Raw genomic sequence first — 20,116 nt, forward strand, 5'->3', positions numbered from 1 at the left:
GAAACGTGAACATGGCATAATCCTCACATGAATGAACTGCTCATTGCTGACGATCACCCGCTGTTTCGTGAAGCATTACGAGGCGTCGTAGCCAGCCTGTTTCCCGGCACCACCATTTACGAAGCGGATCGCATCTCCAATTTATACCCCCTGGTCGACGACCATCCGGACGCCGATCTGCTCTTGCTGGATCTGGATATTCCAGGGGCAATTGGCTTTAGCGCCCTGGTTCATTTACGAGCGACCTATCCCTGCCTGCCCATCATTCTGGTTACCGCCCATGAACAGGCCCGCTTCATGCGCCGCGCCATGGATCACGGCGCCATGGGTTTCATCCCCAAATCTATTGACTCTCACACCCTGGGCGTGGCCTTGCAGGTAGTTCTGGACGGCGGCACCTGGCTGCCAGAAATCGGCTCTTGTGCCCCTGGCATCAGCCTGGACGAACGCGAAGTGGCCGCGAAATTGCGCGAACTGACCCCACAACAATTCCGCGTGCTGCAAATGCTCAGCACAGGCCAACTGAACAAGCAGATTGCCTACGAGCTTAACGTCTCGGAGGCCACCATCAAGGCTCACATGACGGCTATTTTGCGCAAATTGGGTGCCTCCAATCGTACCCAGGCCGTCTTGATGGCCAGTCACCTTGGCCTGAACCAGGACGAGCCCCAAGACGCTAATACGTTTTAATTTGGGCGGCCAAAAAAGCGCGCAACGAAGCGGGCTTGACCGGTTTGGTCAGCACCAGGTAACCATATTGCCGAGCTGCCGCTTTCAACTCATCACTACCATCGGCCGTCAACAAAGCACCTTGCGCATGGGGCAAATGCAAGCGCAATAATTGCAGTGCCTGCAAGCCGTCCAATCGATCATGCAAGTGGTAATCCACCAGCAAGACATCGGGATGCAAGTCGATTTTTTCCAAAGCACTATCGACCGTATTGGCGGTAATGATTTGCGCTCCCCACCGACCCAACAGCACTTCCATACCCACCATAATATCCAGATCATTATCCAGGCAAAGTACCCGCAAGCCCGTCAAGGGCAGGCCGTCTGCAGGCTTGCTGGACTCGTTATTTGGATAGCTGCCAGGTTCGGTAGCCTGGCTCAAGGGAACACGGATGGAAAACATGCTGCCGCGCCCCACTTGGGATCGCACATCCAGCGTGTGTCCCAACAGGACGGCAATACGTTGGCAGATAGACAAGCCCAACCCAAGGCCACGACCATCCCAATCGAAGGCTTGCTCATAGCGATGAAACTCTGCATAAATCTGCTGAATATGATGAGACGGAATGCCCTGTCCTGAATCCCAAACCTGAAACTCCAGTTCCTTACCCCGAACCCGCACACCAAACACCACCCTCCCCTCCTGCGTATATCGCAAGGCATTGGCCAGGAAATTTTGCAGCACCCGACGCAGCAAGCGATGGTCGCTATACACCTGCAAAGGTCGTGCATGAACCCGCAGTTGGATACCACGCCGAGCCGCCATGGCCGCATATTGATCCGCCAAATGCTGCAGCAAGTGCTGAACATCGATCACGCCCAAATCCGGCTTCAAGGCCCCAGCATCCAGACGGGAAATATCCAGCAGACCCTCCAGCAATTCTTCCGCCGTACGCAAAGAAGTGTCGACCCGCTCGGCCAGATTAGGCATCTCTGCAAGGTCGTGAGTATCGCGCAATGCCGAGGCAAACAGACGCGCCGCATTAATCGGTTGCAGCACATCATGGCTGACCGCCGTCAGGAAACGGGTACGGGACTCCTGGGCTTTTTCCGCCTCTTGTGTACGCACCGCAACGCGCTGCTCCAGGCTATCATTCATTTCGCGCAATTCGCGCTCCACGCGCTTGTACTGCGTGATATCGCTATAGCTGGTGACGTAACCGCCCCCCGGCAAAGGTCGCCCCCGCAGCTCGATCACCTGCTTGTCATTCAACATGCGTTGAGTCACATAGGAAGAGCCTTCGCGCATGAACTGAATACGACGTTCTATGGCTTGTTCCACCCCTATGCTTTCCACGCCATCGACCTTGCCCCGCTCGGCATTAAAGCGAATCAGGTCCGCCACAGAGCGGCCCACATACAGCATGCTGGATGGATAATCGAACAACTGCTGGTAGCGCTGATTCCAGGCAACCAGACGCATGTCCGCATCCACCACGCTGACGCCCTGATCAATATTTTCCAGCGTAGCCAGCAAAATATCCCGATTGAAGCGCAGCTCCTGCCCCGCCTCGTCCAGTACGGCCATGATGGCGGCCACTTCCATGCCCGATCCACGCAAGGCACTGGTCAGCACCAAACGAGCAGACGCCGCTCCCACCGCTGCCGCCAATAGCAATTCGGTGAAATGCACCCAGGCACTATCAGCCCGCAGACCAGGTTCCAGCACTTGCTTGACCTGCCTGGCCTGCGTCTCAAAAGCACGACGCGCCATTTTTTTGCCGACAATCCGTTCCGCTAATGCCAGTAAATCGTGTACCGACAGATCCCCATAAGAATGCCGGGCCGCCAGCGTCTGTCGCTCTGCATAAGGATCCAGAAAAGGCTCGGCACGCAAACGTTCTCCCAAGCCCGGACGTCTGCGCCACGAAACCCACAAGAAGGCGCTGATATTGCACAGCAAGGACCAGAAAGTGCCATGCGTCAGCGGGTCCCAGCCTTCTACGCCAAACAACTGATAAGGGCGCAGCCAGGACAGTCCCAAAGGCCCTTGATGCAACCAGTCATCTGCCAACAAACCAACCTCGGTCAGCGTTGGCAGGAGCAAGGTATAAACCCAGATGGCAAAGCCCAATAAAAGACCGGCCTCCACCCCTTGCCGACTAGCACCGCGCCAATACAAGCCACCGATCAAGCCCGGCCCAAACTGCGCGACCGCCACAAAAGCCATCAAGCCGTAGGCAGCCAAGGTCGTATCGCTGCCGCTGAGCATGTAATAGCCGTAAGCCACACCGGCCAGCGCCATGATGGCAACACGACGTATCCATAACACCGTGGAAGCGACTGTGCTTTGCTGGTATTGCGCCCAACCTCGGCGCAGCAACAAGGGCATCACCAAGTCATTACTGACCATGGTCGAGAGCGCTACGCTGGTCACAATCACCATGCCGGTTGCTGCCGAAAAACCGCCTATATAAACCATCAAGGCCAGGCCCACCTGGTTTTGCGACAAGGGCAAGGCCAGCACAAAGCTATCGGGTGCCACCCCCTCGCCCCCGACACCAAACAAGCTGACACCTGCCGCAGCAATGGGCACAACCATCACGCTGACCAGCACCAGATACGCGCCGAACAACCAGCGCGCCCGCCGTATATCCACCACATCCCCACATTCCACAATGGCCACATGGAATTGACGGGGCAAGCAAATAATGGCGGCAAAAGCCAGCAAGGTCTGCCCGACAAAGCCCACGGGGGGACTGTTCTCGAACAAGGTGGTGACCGCTCCCACCATATTGAGTTCAGCCTCCCCAAACCAGCGAAACGCGAACACACCAACGGCAACCAACGCCACCAGTTTCACCACCGACTCAAACGCCACTGCCAGCATCAAGCCCGGTCGATGCTCAGTGGCATCCACTTGCCGTGTTCCAAACAGGATGGCAAACAAGGCCATCAAAACGGCAACATACAAGGCCGGATCACCTAATAGACCCACATGAAATTCCGTCCCTGCCAGCACACTCAAACTCAAGGCGACCGCCTTGTATTGCAGGGCTAGATACGGAACGGCAGCCACCACAGCAATCCCCGCCACCATCGCCGCCAAACGCTGCGAACGCCCATAACGACTGGCCATGAAGTCCGCAATGGACACCGTATTCTGGGATTGAGCCACCAGCGCCAGGCGTTCAATAATCCGCCAGCCAAACAGCAGCATCAGCATGGGGCCTAAATAAATAGGCAAAAAACCAATGCCATAGCGCACGGCCGAGCCGACCGCACCATAAAAGGTCCAGGAAGAACAGTACACAGCCAAGGCCAGGCTGTAGACCGTGGGTCGCAGCCAAGGGCGCTGGGTATACAAAGGATTCCTGTCTCCGAACCAGGCAATGGCAAACAAGATGGCGGCGTAAATCAAGGAAGCCAACACGACCCAAGCTGGCGTCATCTGCACTGTCTCCTACTTTGGTATAACGCGATGATTTTTCTCGTGATTGTAAGTAATACTAGGACAGTTCCTGCGGGATCTGGCCATGAAAATCTAGGGCTTATCACCTATACCCAATTTGAATTTCAAGGCAGATCTCCTGGGGCAAGCAACCGCCGCAGCATCATGGGCCACGGTGAAGATCACCTCACCTGCCAAACAGCCCGACACGGTGCCTGTATCCCTGTCGTCATGCCGTATCAAACGACCGCAGCAAAACGATGCGCAAGCGGTACTCAAGCCAGCGCTGCATCACCTGTTCGGACAAGGATTTTTCGTCCGACATCACAAGAAGAAATAGAGCGTTTGAAAGCAAAGAGCATCTGCTCCGGCCCAGAGCACATCTATCACCCAACACCAGAAAAACGCCCCGACAAACAACTATCTTTCATCATCACGCGGGGCACATTAAAGGAGGCAATATGAAGCACTCAACATTGAACTTTGACCGCTACCCCCAGCAGCCGCATGGTGGGACGCTGGTCAACCAGGTCGTCCCGGAAGATCGCGTCAAGGACGAGATCGAACGTGCGCGCTCCCTGCCCAGCATCCGCGTGGATCTGGAGGCGGTCATCACCATCGAGATGATTGCGACCGGGGTGCTCTCTCCCAACAAGGGCTTCATGAACGAGGCCGACTACAACTCCGTGCTCAAAGAGGGTCGTTTGAGTAATGGTGTGGTGTGGCCTGTGCCCTTGAGCTTTGCTCCCATTGGCGATCGCAACCGCGACATTATCAAAGACCTTTCGGTTGGCTCTGAAGTGGCGCTGACCAATAGCGACAACGAACCAGTTGCCATCCTTAGCATCGAGGACATCTTCTCCTACGACAAGGAGCAGCGCGCCCAGCAATTGTTTGGCACGACAGACAGAAACCACCCCGGTGTGGATTCCATTTACCGACGCATGGGCGATGTGTCCCTGGGCGGCACCTTGCACCTGCTGCAGCGTGTGGACTGGGGCCCATTCGAGAAACTGCGGCGCGAACCCAAGGACACCTGGCATCTGTTCTACGAAGAAAAGAAATTCAATTCCGTGGCGGGCTTTATCACCGGCGCAAACCCACTGCACCGGGGCCACGAGTACATTCACCGCAATGCGCTGGAGGGGATTGATGGCCTGTTCCTGCAGCCACTGGTAGAGATGGCCAAGCGTGAATACGTGCGCCATGAGTTCCGCATGATGGCCTACCGGAACGTGCTCGATACCTACTACCCCAAGGACCGCGCCATCCTGTCACCGTTGCGTGTCACCTATATTTTTGCGGGTCCGCGCGAAACCATTTTGCATGCCCTGATCATGAAGAACTACGGGTGTACTCACGCCCTGATTGGGCGGGATCACGCCGGGATTGGCAGCTACTACGACAAGTACGCCAGCCACAGCATTTTTGATCAGTTCAGCCCCAAGGAAATGGGCATTGATGTGCGCCTGTTCCACGAGGTGTTTTACTGCACACGCTGTGCCTGCCATGCCACTTCCGAGACTTGCCCGCACGATGATCGCTTCAGGCTGACCATCTCCGGCACGGGCATTCGTGAGATGCTGCGTCACGGCATCATGCCACCCAAGGAGATTTGCCGCCCCGAATCCATCCTGCCCGCCATGCAAGGCGTGCAACCCAAAGGTCTTTGCGAGGAAGGCGAGGCGATTCAGCCCGTCAGCAAGGTGATCCAGAGCATGTTCCCCTACTACACCCAGTACACCCGCCTGGGCGGGGCCAAGCGCAGCGAACCGCTGGATCCATCTCAACTGACGGTGCGTGATCTAGAAATCGCCAGTCACGACGTCCGACACCATGCGGGGGATATTTATAACGGTGTCTACACCGAGTACAGCGCCGTGGTGGACCACAACCGCAGCATGCAAGCGGCCTGGATTGAAGATGCCCGTGCTGCCTTGCGCTTTCAGCAAGAGCGTCTGATCAGCGATCTGGAAGAAAAACAGCAGCAAGCACCGGAAGAGGCCTCGGACGAGTTCATGTATCAGGACAAGCAAGAGGTCGTGCGGGAACTGCATTCAGCCCGCAGCTTACTGGACGATATTCCGGCGGTGATCTCTGCCAAGCAATTGACCACACGTACCTGGAACGTCCTGCCCTACCAGCGCTATCGTGGGGCGGATAAGGAATAAGGCGGTATCTTGCTACACCGTCCTGCTTGGATTCAGATCGGGCAGGACGGCCCGTGGCAGATGCCTATCTCGATGATGGAAAACCATGTGAGCGAGCAACTCCAGTGACCACTAATGCCGCGACAAGCAGCACCAGCACACTCCACGGAAAGGCAGACACGCTGAAGGTTTCGAGCAAAATGCCGCCGACAATTCCGCCACCAGCAATAGCGATGTTCCAGACCGTCACCATCATGGACTGCGCTACGTCGGTGGCTTCCCCTGCCGTCTTGGCCAAAGCCGTTTGAAAGAGCGTCGCCGAACCACCAAAGGCTAGCCCCCAGACGGCGACAGACGTGTAGACAGCAGCCGGTACGTTGCGGACAAGGCCAAGTGCCAATGCGGCAAGCGCGAACAAGGTCGTGCTGATCAGTACCAGTTCACGCAAGCGGCGGTCGATCAACACACCCACAATCCAGATGCCCAGTAACGCGGCGACGCCAAAAACCAGCAGGACGAGATCGATCCGATCCGCGATGCCAACCGGGACGAGAAAGGGGGCTATGTAGGTGTAGAGGATGTTATGGGCCAGCACATAAACTAGCGTGACAAACAGAATCGGCCGAATGCCCGGTAAAGTAAAAACCGTCCTGAGTGCAAACCCCTTTCCGCGTGCTTGTCCTGGAAAGTCCGGCACCTTGGCAGTCACCCAGACCACGAGAATCACCGTCAGAATGCTCATAAGACCAAAAGTCACGCGCCAACCCCAAGCCGCACCCAGAAAAGTGCCGGCCGGAATGCCCAGGGAAAGTGCAATCGGCGTACCTGCCATGGCGATCGCGATGGCGCGGCCCTTCAGGTGCTCGGGCACCATGCGGGCCGCATAGCCGGCCACCAAGGCCCACAACAGTCCTGCAAATACACCAGCAAAGAAACGGGCGACAAGTGTGATGGTATAGCTGTCAGAAACAGCCGTCACCGCATTGACAACAGCGAAGCCGCTGATGGCGATCAGCAACAATGGCCGACGCCGCCAACTCTGCGTAACCGCCGTCAATGGAATCGCGGCAAGCAGTGAGCCAATCGCGTAAATAGTGACGAGTTGGCCAACCAAGGCCTCGGATACCGTCAGGCTTTGCGCCATCAGAGGCAACAAGCCCGCAGGCAGAGCTTCGGTCAGGATCGTGATGAAGGCTGCCATCGCCAAAGCCAGCAAGGCAGGCAGCGGCAGACGGTCCTGATTACTCACAGGAACCTGATTGCACTCCTGCAAGCAGGCCGAGCGGTTCATAGAGGTAGAACTCATCGTCCAGCCTCCAAGGCACCATAGACCGCATCACGCAAATCGGTGACGAAGCGGCCGGACATCCCCTCGTACAAGGTATTGGTGAAGGCAACCACAGCGAGCCTTTGCGCCCGATCGACGAACCATGAGTGACCGTAGGCTCCGCCCCATCGCCAGGTTCCATTGGACTCGGGCGACGCTGCCTGCGTCCGGTCGCGCAGGACCGAAAAGCCCAGTCCAAAGCCAAACCCCGGCATATCCGGCAGTTCATAGCCATTCGTCTGGTCCCGCCCCATTTCCGCGACCATGTCGCTGGGCAGCAGGCCGCCGCCTCCTTGACGCAAGGCTTCCAGCAAACGCAAAAAGTCGCCTGCCGTACCCGCCATGCCCGCTCCACCGGAAGCAAATGCCTGCGGATCGAAGATGCGCGCAGGACTATAAGGAATACCCACCGCCCCCTCAAAAGGCGAGACCGTTTCGCCTTCTCTCAGTGGATGCGCTTGAGGCGTGCCATTCACATAGGGGGTCGCCACGCGTTGCACATCCCGCACGATAAAAGCGGTATCCTCCATGCCCAGCGGACCCGTCACAAGCTGGCTCACCGCCACATCCAAAGGCGCGCCATATACCTGCTCGATCAAGGCACCCAGCACGTCGATTGCCAAGGAGTAGCCCCAGGCTGTTCCTGGCTCGTACAGGAGCGGCACAGTGGCGATGCGACGCAGGTTCTCCTCCAGACTGATACCAGTCGCATCCATGCCATCCGACACACCCGCCCGTGCATAAGGCCCCTGCGCACCGGCCTCAAGAAAGCGATAGCCCAATCCGGCCGTATGGCTGAGCAGTTGCCGAACCGTGATCTGCGTAGGACGACCGTCAGCTAAACTCGGCCGGAATTCAGGCAGCCACGGGTGAATACTGTCATCAAGCCCCATGCGTCCTTGCGCCACCAATACCAGTGCGGCGGTGGAGACAATGAGCTTGCTCACGGAGGCCAGGCGAAAGACCGTATCCACCGTCATCGCACGACGACTTTCATGGTCGGCCCAGCCGTAAGCCTGGTGATGGTTCAGCTTGCCATCGCGGGCCACCAGCACGACCGCACCGACCAGGCGGCCTTGGTCCAGTGCCTGTTGAGCTATGGTCTGTACACGGGGGGAAAGATGCGCAGGCGGGGCGTCGGCGCATCGCGTAATTACGGAAGTCATTACAGGTAATTCCTTTCATCAGTGGACCCAAACGTCATGATAGAAAGCCTGAAATTAAAGAAAAAGTCAGGTAGAGTTCCGTGTTAAGCGGAACTTTATGTCCGTAATTGAGGGGTGATGATGGACAGTCTCAACAGCTTCGTGGTGTTCGTCCAAGTGGCTGAAGTGCGCAGCTTCGTTGCAGCTGGTCGGCTGCTGGGCGTGTCGGCCTCTGCGGTTGGTAAGAGTGTGGCGCGGCTGGAGGAAAAGCTGGGTGTGCGCCTGTTCCACCGTAGCACTCGCAGTGTCTCGCTGACAGCCGAGGGCTCGCTGTTCCTAGAGCGCAGCCGCCGCATCCTTGCCGAAATCGAGGCGGCAGAACAGGAACTGTCGCAGGCGACGACTATGCCGCATGGCCGGTTGCGAGTCAGCCTGCCTTTAGTCAGCTCGCTGTTACTGCCCGTGCTCGGAGAGTTCATGCGCGAGTACCCGGAGATCGAGCTGGACCTGGATTTCAGCGACCGGCTCGTTGATGTGATCGAGGAAGGTTTCGACGCCGTAGTCAGAACGGGCAACCCCACTGACTCGCGCCTTTCCGCTCGTCGGCTTGGCTCTTTTCGTTCGATGTTGGTCGCCTCACCCGACTATCTGGCGCGGCAAGGAATACCCCAAGTACCTGCTGATCTGCTGAATCACACCTGCCTGCACTACCGCTTTCCCAACAGCGGCAAGCTGGAGCCGTGGGCCTTGCACCGCGCGACCGATGAGCCCGAACTGACGCTACCAACTTCGATGATTTGCAACAACATCGAGACACGCGTGTGCTTTGCCGTGCAGGGTTTGGGCATCGCCTATCTGCCAGAATTCTCGATCAGCGAGCCTCTGGCAGATGGGCGGCTACAAACCGTTCTGGACGACTATGCAGAACGCACTGGCGTTTTCTACATCCTCTGGCCTGCCAGCAAACATCCTTCGCCCAAAGTCAGAGCCTTCGTCGATTTCCTGTGCGCCCGTGTGTTTCCGGCTGCTCTGGACACGTCTCAAACCCAAGCCCGCCGCGTGAGCGGCCAATAAATGCCCACCCTCAATCCGCTCCACTTCCCACGCCTGCACTGCTGCACACCGTTGCGATGCCCCACCCCTGCCCTAGGGCGGACTTTTGACGCGCGCCTGAGCGTATATTGACCTTGTCTCAGCCATTGCTAAACCTGCTGTATAGAGCTTCGACTCAGTGCGACACATGGCGCACTGACAGCATCGCGGACAAAAAAAGCCCCTGATCTACTTGAGATCAGGGGCTCCATTTCTAGCAAAGTCAGCGGATCGCCAAGCTTTGGCCGTTTATCGCGGGCGGCCTAACAGACCTCTTCCAGATTGGCCTCGTTCACCGGCATCAGGCGGCGGTAGAAAGTAGGCAGAGCAAACAAGGCGCCATGAAGATCAGCGTTGTAGAACTGCAGAGAATCCTGATTCTCGCTGCTCATGCGCTGTTCCAGACGTTCCTGGATTTGCTCGGCGCAGAACGCACGCGGGTTCAACTCGTCGGAAGCAATCGCCAGCCCCCAGTAAGAACCGTACAGCGGAATATGCAGACCGTAACCATGCACCTGCGCAAACACGCTGGCCAGGGATGCGCTCAGGTTCTTGACCTGCTGGCTTTCGTGGAAAGGCGAACCCAGGTGCAAGACCAAAGCACCACCGCTTGCCAGCGCGCGTTTGCAGGACTCAAAGAACGCGGCGGTGTACAAAGGACCAGCCGGCGTTTCGGGGTCGGTCAGATCCAGGTAAATCAGATCAAACCGCTCCTGTGTATTGGCCAGAAATTTCGCGCCGTCTTCAATCTGAATCTGCACACGCGGGTTATCAAAGGCCCCCTTATGAATAGACTGCAAGTGCTCGCGAGCCACCTCGATCACTTCGCCATCCAGCTCAACCAAGGAGACTCGTTCCAGGCTGGGGTACTTCAACAGTTCTTCCAGGGCACCACCATCACCACCGCCCACAATCAAGGCGCGACGTGGATTGGGGTGTGCCATGGCGGCCGGGTGAATCAGACCCTCGTGGTAAAAGAACTCTTCGGCCTCGGACGTCATCATGCAGCCGTCCAAGCGCAGGGTCGTACCCAGAGTTTCAGACCGCAACAACTCCAGACGCTGGAAAGCAGTCTGACGCTCCAGCAAACGCTCGGTAAAGCGAAAGCCGTACAAGGCATCCTGGTTCAGGTTTTCCGTCAGCAGTTCGCCTGCATGAGCCGGGCCATCGGCCTCGCCACGCCACAAGCGATTACGCTGGGCCTGGCCGGGCTTGAAAGCCTGCTCAATACCGTTAATCAGGCGGGTCGCCTTGCCTGAGTTGTCTTGCATGAAGTTGCAAACATACACGTCCAGCGTCACGCCGTCGCGCTCTGGCCAGGTATGAATGGCTAAATGAGACTCCGCCAGCAGCAGGACACCGGTGACACCACCGGGCTGCCCTTCAAACTCGGGAAATGCCTGCCACTCTTCACCAACAATCGTCAGCCCAGCATCGATCGTCTGCTGGCGGCAAAAATCAGCCAGTTTCTGGGCATCGATCAGCAGCTCCGGGCTGCATGCACATTGGTAAAGGTCTGCGGTCAAGTGCAAGCCTTGCATAATCGTGTGCTCCTTTAACGGATTTTGCGCTCCCTACCAACGAGATGACCGCAACATAAAAACTTCAAAGCGAGGTGCACCTGAAAAGGCGATCACCTCGCTTCATCGAAAAGAGGGCAAATTGTACCTTATATCAAACTTAAATATATGAAAATAACCCTATTTTAGGGAAGATTAAGGTATATACGACGCGGAAGGCAGCAAAACCAATTCCATGACCAAATGTGCGCCTGCCCCTGGGTGATCCTTGAAGTACACCCTGCCCCCGTGATGCTGGACAATCGAGCGCAAAATGGACAAACCCAAACCACTGCCTTGCACCTGTTGGCCAGGCAGGCGATAGAACTTGTCAAACACCTTATCTTTATAAAGAGGATCAATACCCGGGCCTTGATCCAGGACGTCGATACAGGCCCAACCCGTTTGGCCAGGCCGCAAACGCAAGGTCACCACCGTATCCGCAGCAGAGTACTTCAAGGCATTTTCCAAGGCATTGCGCAGCGCCACTAGCAAAGGAACCACATCCACTCTGGCCCACATGTTGTGCGAAGGTAAATCCAGGCAAATACGGTGGCGCTGTTCATTGAAAGAGCGCAGGCTCAGGCGCAATACCGCACGCAAATCTGACGTGCGCCACTCCCGGCTGCCAACCCCTTCATACTCGATGCGATTTAGACGCGTCAAATCGTCGAGCAGCACATCCACCCCTCGAACTTTTTCTCGTAACTTCATGTAAATTTTGCCAGCCCAGGCTGACGGGGTGGACTCTAACTGCAGCAATTCAATGTAGCCGCTGATGGCCGCCAGCGGAGAGCGTATTTCATGAGCGGCCACTGCAAAACAGTCTGCCCGGTCCCGTTCTTTTTGCATTTGTGCGCTGACATCACGAATCATCAATAAAGTGGCCGTAGCGGGAGCTGGCGCAGCATAGGAGTGAAACTCCAGCGCACGCCGGCGCTCACCTTCGCCATCCCGGTGCATGCAATAAAAGGGATGATGGACGCGGTAAATAGCCTGGCTAATTCCAGGCAGCAAATACGCTAAATCGGCCTGCAGTCCATTTTCAAGACGTTGAAAAAAATCCAGAAAGTCATTTGTGTGATTGACTAACTCCGGCATACCCAACAGGTTGCACATGGCCCGATTACAGCCCTGCAGCATCCCGCTGGAATCAAACATAGCAATCGCATCCGGCAAGGCATCGAGCATTTGCTCCGCACAATGCGATCTTTCATAAGTTAGCCTGGGCCATTTAGGAACACTCGCTTGATTAAACAAGCGTTGCCCCATTAAAAAACTGGTAAATAATGTGAGCAACAAGCCAATCCCCTATTTCTGCCCTAAAACAAGCACTGTGCCTGCCTCAGTGCGTTCTCAATCGCCATGCCGCCAAAGATCAGGCTCCGAAACTACGCCTGCTTTTTTTGGGGATGAGATTATCGACACGCCGATATCCTGCATCGGCCTGGGTGAAACAAACGATCAATTGCCTAATAACTTTATTTCATTACCAATAAGAAAAATGGCGGGAAAGGTATCATTAATTTTAAAAAACCTGGCTCCAAAATGACGCGCCATACTGCTTAAAATCACAAACAGCCGTATCATAAGACGCACAACGCTGATTTTAGAAAACGAGGAGACTTGCATAAAATAGATTCCTATTTATTTCATAAAGGCAGGCTGGGATCAAGGTCAATACCAACAAAAAACACTAGGGTGCAAACACCCTGATTTCCTGGTTTGGCAGCCCCGCCACGATCCCAGACACCTATTTGTTGCGCTAGAGGACAAGTGTGTTCAAGGGCCTACACTGGAAGGTCCGGTAACACGACAGCACAAGGGATACGCGTAAAATCAACAAGGCGAGTCCAGGTTCACAGGCCCGCCAGATTAAAGTGATTCCCTGAAGAAACATGAACATCTGAAAATCGGAGATATTAGAAGCATGTGTGTCAAATACTCTGCCTATCACTGGGCATGAACAGGCCACTTCCCATTGCCAGTATTAGTATTTCAGTACTTACTAATATCGTCTCTACACTCTGCACTGCTACATCGGGGCCCTTTCTTTCACTACCCCGGTCTGGCCTGCTTTCATTTTTTTGACTCCATGAACGACGCCGTTTACTCCACTCGGCAGGCTGCTGATTTACTAGGTGTGTCCGTACGCACCGTACAACTTTGGGTAGAAGCCGGGACCTTGAAGGCCTGGAAAACCCAAGGCGGCCACCGACGCATTGACCGCGACTCCGTGCAAACCATTTTGCAAGAGCGCCAAGGGCGAGGTAATGCGCAACTACCCGATGCCCCCACCCCCTCAAGCCTGCCCGTTGGCAACGATGAGCCTTGTCTGCGCGTGCTGGTCGTTGAAGACGATCTGGATCTGCTGGCTATTTACCGTATGGCCATGGAACATCTGCCCTTCCCGATTGAACTGCGTTGTGAGCAGGATGGGCTCAAAGGTCTGATTGCTGCAGGCAATTTCTACCCCGATGTCCTGATTGTGGACCTGAACTTGCCCAAGCTCGATGGCTTTGCCATGCTCAAAGCCCTGGCGGACGCCCCCGAAACTGGACATACCCAGATCTACGTCATTTCCGCTCTGAGTGCCACCGACATTCACGCACGCGGTGGCCTGCCCGGCAACGCCACAGCCCTGGCCAAGCCCATTCCTATCGCCTTGCTTTTGCAACTGCTCAGCGAAGCCTTCCACGCCCAGTACCTGCCCTCCTGAGCGCCTCTTTCCCCCTGTATCAGCACGGATCAATTTTTTCAGTTTCAACCCATTTGTGACAATTATTTTCATTTGATTATCAATTTTTTATTTTTAGACATAAAAAATGGATCAAATGATACTATTCACGAAAATTCACAACAAGAAATTGATCCGTTTATCGCGCGTCTTTTGCTGATACAAAAATATAAAGGGGAAGGTTATGCGCAAGAACCTACCAATTACCGGCATCGAAACCGAGCTGCTGGACGAACAATATCTCATCTCCAAAACTGACCTGGCCGGGCGCATCATCTATGCAAACCCGGCCTTTGTCGAGGTAAGCGGCTTTAGTCGGGCGGAGTTGATTGGCGAGCCACACAATATCGTGCGCCACCCCGATATGCCCCCCGAGGTTTTTGCAGATTTGTGGCATACCCTAAAGCAGGGGCGTTCGTGGGTTGGAGTCGTTAAAAACCGCCGTAAAGACGGCGGTTTTTATTGGGTTCTAGCCCATGCCAGCCCAATTATTGAACAAGGTGAACTAACCGGCTTTGCCTCGGTACGGGTACGGGCAAAACCTCAAGCTATTCAAGCCGCTGAACAGTTCTATCAGGAACTGCGCGAGGGCCGAAATCGTTCACGGGCCATACGCGCTGGCCATATTACGGTCCGCAGCTGGCAGCGCCCTTTTGCAGGACTACGCTTTTTATTTGGCCCCAGTTTACTGGCGGCTTTTCTGCGCAAAGGCATATTGAATCTGGGTATTACCGGCGGGATTATTGCCATGATCCTGAATACGGAAATGCCACAGCAAAGCATGACTCTGCTGGCCAGCTCCCTGGGCGTGGGCACGCTGATAATTTTGGGCTATCAAGCGATCTTGATGCGGCGTGTTTTGGGATCGTTTAAAACAGCCACGCACATCGCTCAACAAATTGCAGCGGGCAATCTGACAGTCAATACACGTGGGCCTGCTGTCAAAAACCTGGAGACACTGGGTCAAAACCTGGACCTGATGCGCAAAAGCCTGATGAGCATCAGCACGGACGTGGACCAGAGCTGCAGAAACAATCAGCGGGTATCAGGCAAGCTCTCTGACAATAGTGCCTTGCTGGAAGCACGCACTCAAGAACAAGCGTCCTCCATGCAAGAGACTACCGCCAGCATGAGCTCATTTGGACAAACCGTCTTGCAAACGGCAGACAATGCCAAGGCCAGCCATGAACTGGCCAGCCGCAGTGCTGATATTGCCAGTCGTGGCAATGAGGCGGTTCAGAAGGTCAGTTCGTCCATGCAACAGATTCTGGAAAGCTCGCAGCATATTGGCAATATCGTCTCGATGATCAACAACATCGCCTTTCAAACCAATATCCTGTCAATCAACGCGTCGATTGAATCAGCACGGGCTGGAGAAGCCGGTAAAGGTTTTGCGGTGGTCGCGTCTGCCGTGCGTTCGTTGGCCCAGCAAGCAGCCCAAGCGGCCGATGAAATCAAGCAACTGGTCACTCAAACCCAAACACTCAGTGCCGAAGGGGCGAATCATGCAGCGCATGCGGGCCAAACCATGCAGGAAATTCTGACGTCGGTCTCTGAAGTAGCGGGTTTGATGGGTGAAATTTCTACCGCGACCAGTGAACAAAGCATTGGTTTGAGCCAACTGACCCAAGCCCTGAAACAAGTGGATCAAATTACCACCGACAATGCCGCTCTGGTTCATGATTTGAGCGAAACCGCTCAAGAGTTGAATCAGAACGGTGCACAGTTGCAAGAGGCGATCAGTGTCCTGAATCATGGAAAAAGCGCGCCTACCCACTCGCCTGTGCCTTTGACTCTGGCACCCATTGTGAATATGGATACCGCTCGTCGCAGGTCCACCCATCCAGGCCGACTACGGCAAGTGGTATCCAACCCCTAGCTATGCTAGAACCCCAGGCTTTGGGTGCCGCCCAACAGGGCCAGCACACCCAGCACAGCAAAGATACCGGCTGCAATCCGGTGGACCAACTGAATAGGCAAACGGCGGGCGATGCGCTCACCGAACAAAACGGCCGGAGCGTTGGCCAGCATCATGCCCAAAGTCGTACCTAGCACCACAAAACCGAATTCTTGATATTGAGCGGCTAAAGCGACCGTGGCGATTTGGGTTTTATCGCCCATTTCAGCCAGGAAAAAGGTGACCAGGGTGGTCCCGAACACACCAAAGCGAGTACGTGTGGTCTCGGCATCGTCGATCTTGTCGGGAATCAGAATCCAGATGGCCATGGCCAGAAAGGAAATACCCAGCACCCAACGCAGCACTTCAGGATCCAGCAATGCCGGAACCCAGGCACCAATGGCACCAGCCAGACCGTGATTGACTAAGGTTGCTATGAAAATAGCGAGAATAATGGGCCAAGGGCGTTTGTAGCGGGCTGCGAGAATAAAGGCGAGCAACTGGGTTTTGTCCCCAATTTCTGCTAGAGCAACCACACCCGTGGAGATAAACAACGCTTCCATAACAACTCCTGGCCGGATACGAGACGAATGACCACAAACCCTCCCGGCCAAACGCGAAGGTCTATGGTCAAAAGTCTTGCCAGGCTAAGTTGCTACCAGCGCCATGACCCTGTATAGGTCAAGTATGTTGACGCTGATCTTCGCTCATTCGAAGCGGCTACTCCCTAATGACGAAGCGCATCGTAGCCCAGATTAGTGCGCCTGTCCAATCGGTGATTTTCAACGCACTGGAAGTACACTTAATTATTTTTACGCTTTCGTCCTACGCATGATTGCCCAAACCCCAGCGTCTCCCCCATCCGACACCTACCAGCGCTATGTGCTGCTGTATCTGTTATTCATGGTTTTGTTGTGGTCCGTTTTGATGGCTATTAGCCACAAAGCGCCTGACCTGGACGGCATGGAAGAGCTGGTCTGGTCGGCCAGTTTTGAGTTGGGCTATCTGAAACATCCCCCCTTCCCCTCGTGGGTGATGGCCGCCTTGACCAGTATGCTCGGACGCCCGGCCTGGCTGACCTTTGCAGCAGGCATGACAGCCTCGGTGCTGGGACTATGGTTTATCTGGAAATTGGCCTGCGAGTTCCTGAATCCTGAGCGCGCCTTGATGGTCTTGCTGATCAGCTCTGTCAGTATTTACTTTTCCTTGCGCGGCACCATTTTTAATCACAACACGGCCCAGCTGTGGTCCGTAACCGCCGCGACCTGGTTTTTCTATCGTGCCAGCCGGGACCAGAAACCGGCAGACTGGTTATGGCTGGGCGCAGTCGCGGCGCTGTCTACCGTCACCAAATACAGTGCCGTTATTCTGTTCACCGCCTTCTTTTTGTATTTCCTGCGCAGCGGCATGTGGCGTCAACGACAAACCTGGGTAGGCGTGGGTCTGGCCCTGCTTGCCTATGTACTGGTTTTGTCCCCCCACCTGTACTGGCTGGTAAAGCATGACTTCGCCCCCTTCCGATATATGGATGGCTCGCTGGAAACGCATACTCGTTGGCAGGCCTACAAAGAGCTACTGGCTTTTAGCCTGGACCAACTAGGGCGACTGAGCCCCATGATAGTGGCCATGATCGCGCTGGGCATCTGGAACCATCGGGACAAGAAAAAGCGGGCTCAGTCGGATACCGCCCTGCAAGACAAGCAGCGCTATGCCGATGCGATTTCCCGCAGCGATAAGCAGTTTGTGCTATGGGTAGGCCTGACCCCCATGATCAGCACAGTCTTGATTTCAGCCATTATGGGCACCCGTCTGGTGGCCTCTTGGGCCACGACGTTCTTTGTGCTGTATGGCTTTTTTGCCTTGTGGATCCTGCATGGCCAGGACAAGATTCAGTTGCGCCGTATCGCCATTATTGTGATCGTGCTGCAGATTCTGCTGGCATCGGGCTATGCCTTGGCCCGTGGTCCACTGGCCTGGTATACAGGCCGGGATTCTCGCTCCACCTTCCCCGGCCCCGAGGTGTCTGCCCAGATGCAGGCCATCTGGAAAGAGCACATGCCCGGCATCCCCCTAAAGGTCGTGGTAGCGGATACCTGGCTGGGTGGAAATATCGCCGTTCATGCAGGCCAGGACGTCATGGTCTTTATCGATGCCGATCCTGCCGCTTCGCCCTGGCTGAAACTGCCGCAGGATTTGCAATGCGGGGCCCTGATTGTTTACAGCATCCAGACCCGAGGCAAGCCGCCACAGTCCTTGCTCGAACTGTATGAACAAGCCCCCATCAAGGGGCTGGCCGAACAGCGCTGGTCCTCTGAACGCAGCCCCATGATTGATCTGAACTGGGCGATTTTGCCCGCGCAACGCAGTTGTCCCTTTACAGCCACTGCAGGCCACGACGGTTAAATCTGCGGGTGATGCACTGGCAGTTGCTCACCCAGGTAATCCAGAAAATGCCGCACCGCCGGGGCCATGCCTCGGCGGGAGGCAAATACAGCGTGAATGATCCCCGGCAAGGGGGCCCACTGCGGCAGGACCTGCACCAAACGTCCAGCTTTCAAGGCATCGCAGCACATATAGTCGGGCAAGATACCCACGCCTATGCCCTGCTCTACCCCCTCACGCAAGGTCAATAAATCCGAGGCCATATAGCGTGGCCTGTGCGTTACCGTCACGCTGGCTCCCTCGGGACCGTACAACTCCCATTCGTTTTGACCTTGCCGAGCCGACATGGCCACCGTGGGCAATTTAACCAAATCTGCCGGGCCTCGCACCGGATCAAACCGCGCCAGCAAGCTAGGCTGGGCGACCAGAATCGCTCCGGTTTCGCCCAGGCGTTTCACGATATAGCTGGCGCTATCGCTGAGGGTGCTGCGTACTCGCAAGGCCACATCAATTCCATCGGCCACCGGATCGACCACACGGTTGCTGACCTCCACCTCCAGCTCAACCTGGGGATAGCGGATCAGAAATTGGGCGAACACGGTCGACAAGACGGTATGTGCCAAGGTGACCGGACAACTGATACGCAAAAGACCACGCGGCTCTTGCTGCACTTGTGCAACAGCGGCATAAGCCGCTTCAGCCTCGTCGCGCATGGCCTGGCAATGACGCAGGAACACCTCCCCGGCCGGGGTCAGAGACAGGCTACGCGTGGTGCGTTGCAACAGGCGCACACCCACTTCGGCTTCAAGGCGGCTAAGACGCCGCGACACGCGCGATGGCGGCATACCCAGGTGCCGAGCGGCTGCGCTGAACCCGCCGCGCTGCACCACTTCGGTAAACAACACCATGTCATTTAAGTCATACATACAGGGATGCTTTCCAGAATTACAAACAAAATTAGAATAATCTTTCTCAGAAAAGCCGGCTTATCAAAGGTATGAGCATCAAACATAATGACACCATTCCTTCATCGCTTTGGACAACAGACATCATGAAACTGCTACACGTAGACTCCAGCATCACCGGCGCCAACTCCGTCTCCCGCGAACTTTCACAATTTGTGGTTGATCAACTGCGCCAGCAAAACGATCAAGTCCAAGTGGAGCATATCGATCTGGCCCTGAACCCGCCCCCTCACTTCTCGGCTGACTCCCTGGGCATACGCCTGGGCCTGGACCCTGCCACCCTGACCGAACGTCAGCGCGCCGAGAATGCGATCACCGAACAATACCTGAACCAGTTTCTGGCCTCGGACGTCATTGTGATTGGCGCCCCCTTCTACAACTTCACCATCCCTAGCCAGCTCAAAGCCTGGATGGACCGTCTGGCTCAAGCTGGTCGCACCTTCCGTTACACCAGCAATGGACCAGAAGGTCTGGCCGGCGACAAAACGGTATATCTGGTTCTGAGCCGTGGTGGCATCTACTCCGAATCGGAGCAAGGCCAGGCCATGGAGCACCAGGAAAGCTATCTGCGCGTGATGTTCGGCTTCATGGGCATAACAGACCTACGTATTGTGTACGCTGAAGGCCTGGGCAAAGCACCTGAGCTGCGCAACCAGATTGTAGAAAATGCCAAAGCCAGTGTCAGCGCCTTGCTGGAAAAGAGCACCGCCTAAAACAGACGCGGTCCGAGTCAATCAGGCCG

At 55.7% G+C, this 20,116-nt stretch carries 15 protein-coding genes and 1 riboswitch; of the genes, 8 read left to right on the forward strand and 7 right to left on the reverse strand.

Going from position 1 to position 20,116, the window contains the following annotated elements:
* Positions 1–27: 27 nt before the first annotated feature.
* Positions 28–690 carry a response regulator transcription factor gene (locus OKX01_RS11980; protein WP_230017775.1) on the forward strand — a complete coding sequence of 221 codons (663 nt, stop codon included), beginning with the start codon at positions 28–30 and terminating at the stop codon, positions 688–690.
* On the opposite strand, the gene OKX01_RS11985 is transcribed toward OKX01_RS11980, so the two are convergent.
* Complete coding sequence (locus OKX01_RS11985) at positions 677–4,120, reverse strand: PAS domain-containing hybrid sensor histidine kinase/response regulator (RefSeq protein ID WP_264671788.1); 3,444 nt, start codon at positions 4,118–4,120, stop codon at positions 677–679. The genes OKX01_RS11980 and OKX01_RS11985 overlap by 14 nt on opposite strands.
* Before the next feature lie 30 nt (positions 4,121–4,150).
* Here OKX01_RS11985 and OKX01_RS11990 point away from each other — a divergent pair, with 30 nt between their 5' ends.
* Positions 4,151–4,585 (forward strand): hypothetical protein, encoded by a 435-nt coding sequence (locus tag OKX01_RS11990; RefSeq protein ID WP_249459701.1) that lies wholly within the window; start codon positions 4,151–4,153, stop codon positions 4,583–4,585.
* Positions 4,582–6,291 carry a sulfate adenylyltransferase gene (locus tag OKX01_RS11995; RefSeq protein ID WP_094197198.1) on the forward strand — a complete coding sequence of 570 codons (1,710 nt, stop codon included), beginning with the start codon at positions 4,582–4,584 and terminating at the stop codon, positions 6,289–6,291. The genes OKX01_RS11990 and OKX01_RS11995 overlap by 4 nt, the downstream gene beginning before the upstream one ends.
* Positions 6,292–6,355: 64 nt before the next feature.
* Here the strand turns inward: OKX01_RS11995 and OKX01_RS12000 are convergent, their stop codons facing one another.
* Together OKX01_RS12000 and OKX01_RS12005 are read right to left on the reverse strand one after the other, a co-directional pair.
* A complete protein-coding gene (locus OKX01_RS12000; protein ID WP_413544452.1) occupies positions 6,356–7,576 on the reverse strand; it encodes an MFS transporter in 1,221 nt (406 codons plus the stop codon).
* Complete coding sequence (locus OKX01_RS12005; RefSeq protein WP_264671789.1) at positions 7,573–8,763, reverse strand: serine hydrolase domain-containing protein; 1,191 nt, start codon at positions 8,761–8,763, stop codon at positions 7,573–7,575. Before OKX01_RS12005 ends, OKX01_RS12000 begins: the two co-directional genes overlap by 4 nt.
* 120 nt (positions 8,764–8,883) lie before the next feature.
* Between OKX01_RS12005 and OKX01_RS12010 the strand changes: the two genes are divergently transcribed.
* Positions 8,884–9,816, forward strand: coding sequence for a LysR substrate-binding domain-containing protein (locus OKX01_RS12010; protein WP_125276892.1), 933 nt, complete (start codon positions 8,884–8,886; stop codon positions 9,814–9,816).
* Positions 9,817–10,097: 281 nt separating this feature from the next.
* On the opposite strand, the gene speE is transcribed toward OKX01_RS12010, so the two are convergent.
* Together speE and OKX01_RS12020 are read right to left on the reverse strand one after the other, a co-directional pair.
* Positions 10,098–11,375 (reverse strand): polyamine aminopropyltransferase, encoded by a 1,278-nt coding sequence (gene speE, locus OKX01_RS12015; RefSeq protein ID WP_108727698.1) that lies wholly within the window; start codon positions 11,373–11,375, stop codon positions 10,098–10,100.
* Between the two features lie 174 nt (positions 11,376–11,549).
* Positions 11,550–12,584 (reverse strand): PAS domain-containing sensor histidine kinase, encoded by a 1,035-nt coding sequence (locus tag OKX01_RS12020; RefSeq protein WP_257502672.1) that lies wholly within the window; start codon positions 12,582–12,584, stop codon positions 11,550–11,552.
* Between the two features lie 904 nt (positions 12,585–13,488).
* On the opposite strand from OKX01_RS12020, the gene OKX01_RS12025 reads away from it, so the two are divergent.
* Positions 13,489–14,112 carry a helix-turn-helix domain-containing protein gene (locus OKX01_RS12025; protein ID WP_125276587.1) on the forward strand — a complete coding sequence of 208 codons (624 nt, stop codon included), beginning with the start codon at positions 13,489–13,491 and terminating at the stop codon, positions 14,110–14,112.
* 202 nt (positions 14,113–14,314) lie between these two features.
* Positions 14,315–16,009 (forward strand): methyl-accepting chemotaxis protein, encoded by a 1,695-nt coding sequence (locus OKX01_RS12030; protein ID WP_264671790.1) that lies wholly within the window; start codon positions 14,315–14,317, stop codon positions 16,007–16,009.
* A gap of 5 nt (positions 16,010–16,014) precedes the next feature.
* Here OKX01_RS12030 and OKX01_RS12035 read toward each other — a convergent pair whose 3' ends face one another.
* The gene (locus OKX01_RS12035; RefSeq protein WP_121739168.1) at positions 16,015–16,590 is read right to left on the reverse strand and encodes a TMEM165/GDT1 family protein; all 576 of its coding nucleotides are present in this window, start codon (positions 16,588–16,590) and stop codon (positions 16,015–16,017) included.
* A gap of 1 nt (position 16,591) precedes the next feature.
* Positions 16,592–16,768: riboswitch (yybP-ykoY riboswitch) on the reverse strand.
* Positions 16,769–16,858: 90 nt separating this feature from the next.
* Here OKX01_RS12035 and OKX01_RS12040 point away from each other — a divergent pair.
* On the forward strand, positions 16,859–18,430 hold the full coding sequence (locus tag OKX01_RS12040; protein ID WP_264671791.1) for a glycosyltransferase family 39 protein: 1,572 nt from the start codon (positions 16,859–16,861) through the stop codon (positions 18,428–18,430).
* On the opposite strand, the gene OKX01_RS12045 is transcribed toward OKX01_RS12040, so the two are convergent.
* Positions 18,427–19,335 (reverse strand): LysR family transcriptional regulator, encoded by a 909-nt coding sequence (locus OKX01_RS12045; protein ID WP_108727701.1) that lies wholly within the window; start codon positions 19,333–19,335, stop codon positions 18,427–18,429. The genes OKX01_RS12040 and OKX01_RS12045 overlap by 4 nt on opposite strands.
* Positions 19,336–19,460: 125 nt before the next feature.
* Between OKX01_RS12045 and OKX01_RS12050 the strand changes: the two genes are divergently transcribed.
* Positions 19,461–20,087 carry an FMN-dependent NADH-azoreductase gene (locus OKX01_RS12050; protein ID WP_264671792.1) on the forward strand — a complete coding sequence of 209 codons (627 nt, stop codon included), beginning with the start codon at positions 19,461–19,463 and terminating at the stop codon, positions 20,085–20,087.
* The last annotated feature ends 29 nt before the right edge of the window (positions 20,088–20,116 follow it).

Origin of the sequence: Alcaligenes sp. SMD-FA, assembly GCF_025960365.1 — a bacterium.
Classification (GTDB): domain Bacteria; phylum Pseudomonadota; class Gammaproteobacteria; order Burkholderiales; family Burkholderiaceae_B; genus Alcaligenes; species Alcaligenes aquatilis.

Excerpts from the sequence above, each read along its gene's own strand:
- OKX01_RS11980 (WP_230017775.1), top strand. The coding sequence starts at position 28 with ATGAATGAACTGCTCATTGCTGACGATCACCCGCTGTTTCGTGAAGCA.
- OKX01_RS11985 (WP_264671788.1), bottom strand. The coding sequence starts at position 4,120 with ATGACGCCAGCTTGGGTCGTGTTGGCTTCCTTGATTTACGCCGCCATC.
- OKX01_RS11990 (WP_249459701.1), top strand. The coding sequence starts at position 4,151 with ATGATTTTTCTCGTGATTGTAAGTAATACTAGGACAGTTCCTGCGGGA.
- OKX01_RS11995 (WP_094197198.1), top strand. The coding sequence starts at position 4,582 with ATGAAGCACTCAACATTGAACTTTGACCGCTACCCCCAGCAGCCGCAT.
- OKX01_RS12000 (WP_413544452.1), bottom strand. The coding sequence starts at position 7,576 with ATGAGTTCTACCTCTATGAACCGCTCGGCCTGCTTGCAGGAGTGCAAT.
- OKX01_RS12005 (WP_264671789.1), bottom strand. The coding sequence starts at position 8,763 with ATGACTTCCGTAATTACGCGATGCGCCGACGCCCCGCCTGCGCATCTT.
- OKX01_RS12010 (WP_125276892.1), top strand. The coding sequence starts at position 8,884 with ATGGACAGTCTCAACAGCTTCGTGGTGTTCGTCCAAGTGGCTGAAGTG.
- speE (WP_108727698.1), bottom strand. The coding sequence starts at position 11,375 with ATGCAAGGCTTGCACTTGACCGCAGACCTTTACCAATGTGCATGCAGC.
- OKX01_RS12020 (WP_257502672.1), bottom strand. The coding sequence starts at position 12,584 with ATGCTCGATGCCTTGCCGGATGCGATTGCTATGTTTGATTCCAGCGGG.
- OKX01_RS12025 (WP_125276587.1), top strand. The coding sequence starts at position 13,489 with ATGAACGACGCCGTTTACTCCACTCGGCAGGCTGCTGATTTACTAGGT.
- OKX01_RS12030 (WP_264671790.1), top strand. The coding sequence starts at position 14,315 with ATGCGCAAGAACCTACCAATTACCGGCATCGAAACCGAGCTGCTGGAC.
- OKX01_RS12035 (WP_121739168.1), bottom strand. The coding sequence starts at position 16,590 with ATGGAAGCGTTGTTTATCTCCACGGGTGTGGTTGCTCTAGCAGAAATT.
- OKX01_RS12040 (WP_264671791.1), top strand. The coding sequence starts at position 16,859 with ATGATTGCCCAAACCCCAGCGTCTCCCCCATCCGACACCTACCAGCGC.
- OKX01_RS12045 (WP_108727701.1), bottom strand. The coding sequence starts at position 19,335 with ATGTATGACTTAAATGACATGGTGTTGTTTACCGAAGTGGTGCAGCGC.
- OKX01_RS12050 (WP_264671792.1), top strand. The coding sequence starts at position 19,461 with ATGAAACTGCTACACGTAGACTCCAGCATCACCGGCGCCAACTCCGTC.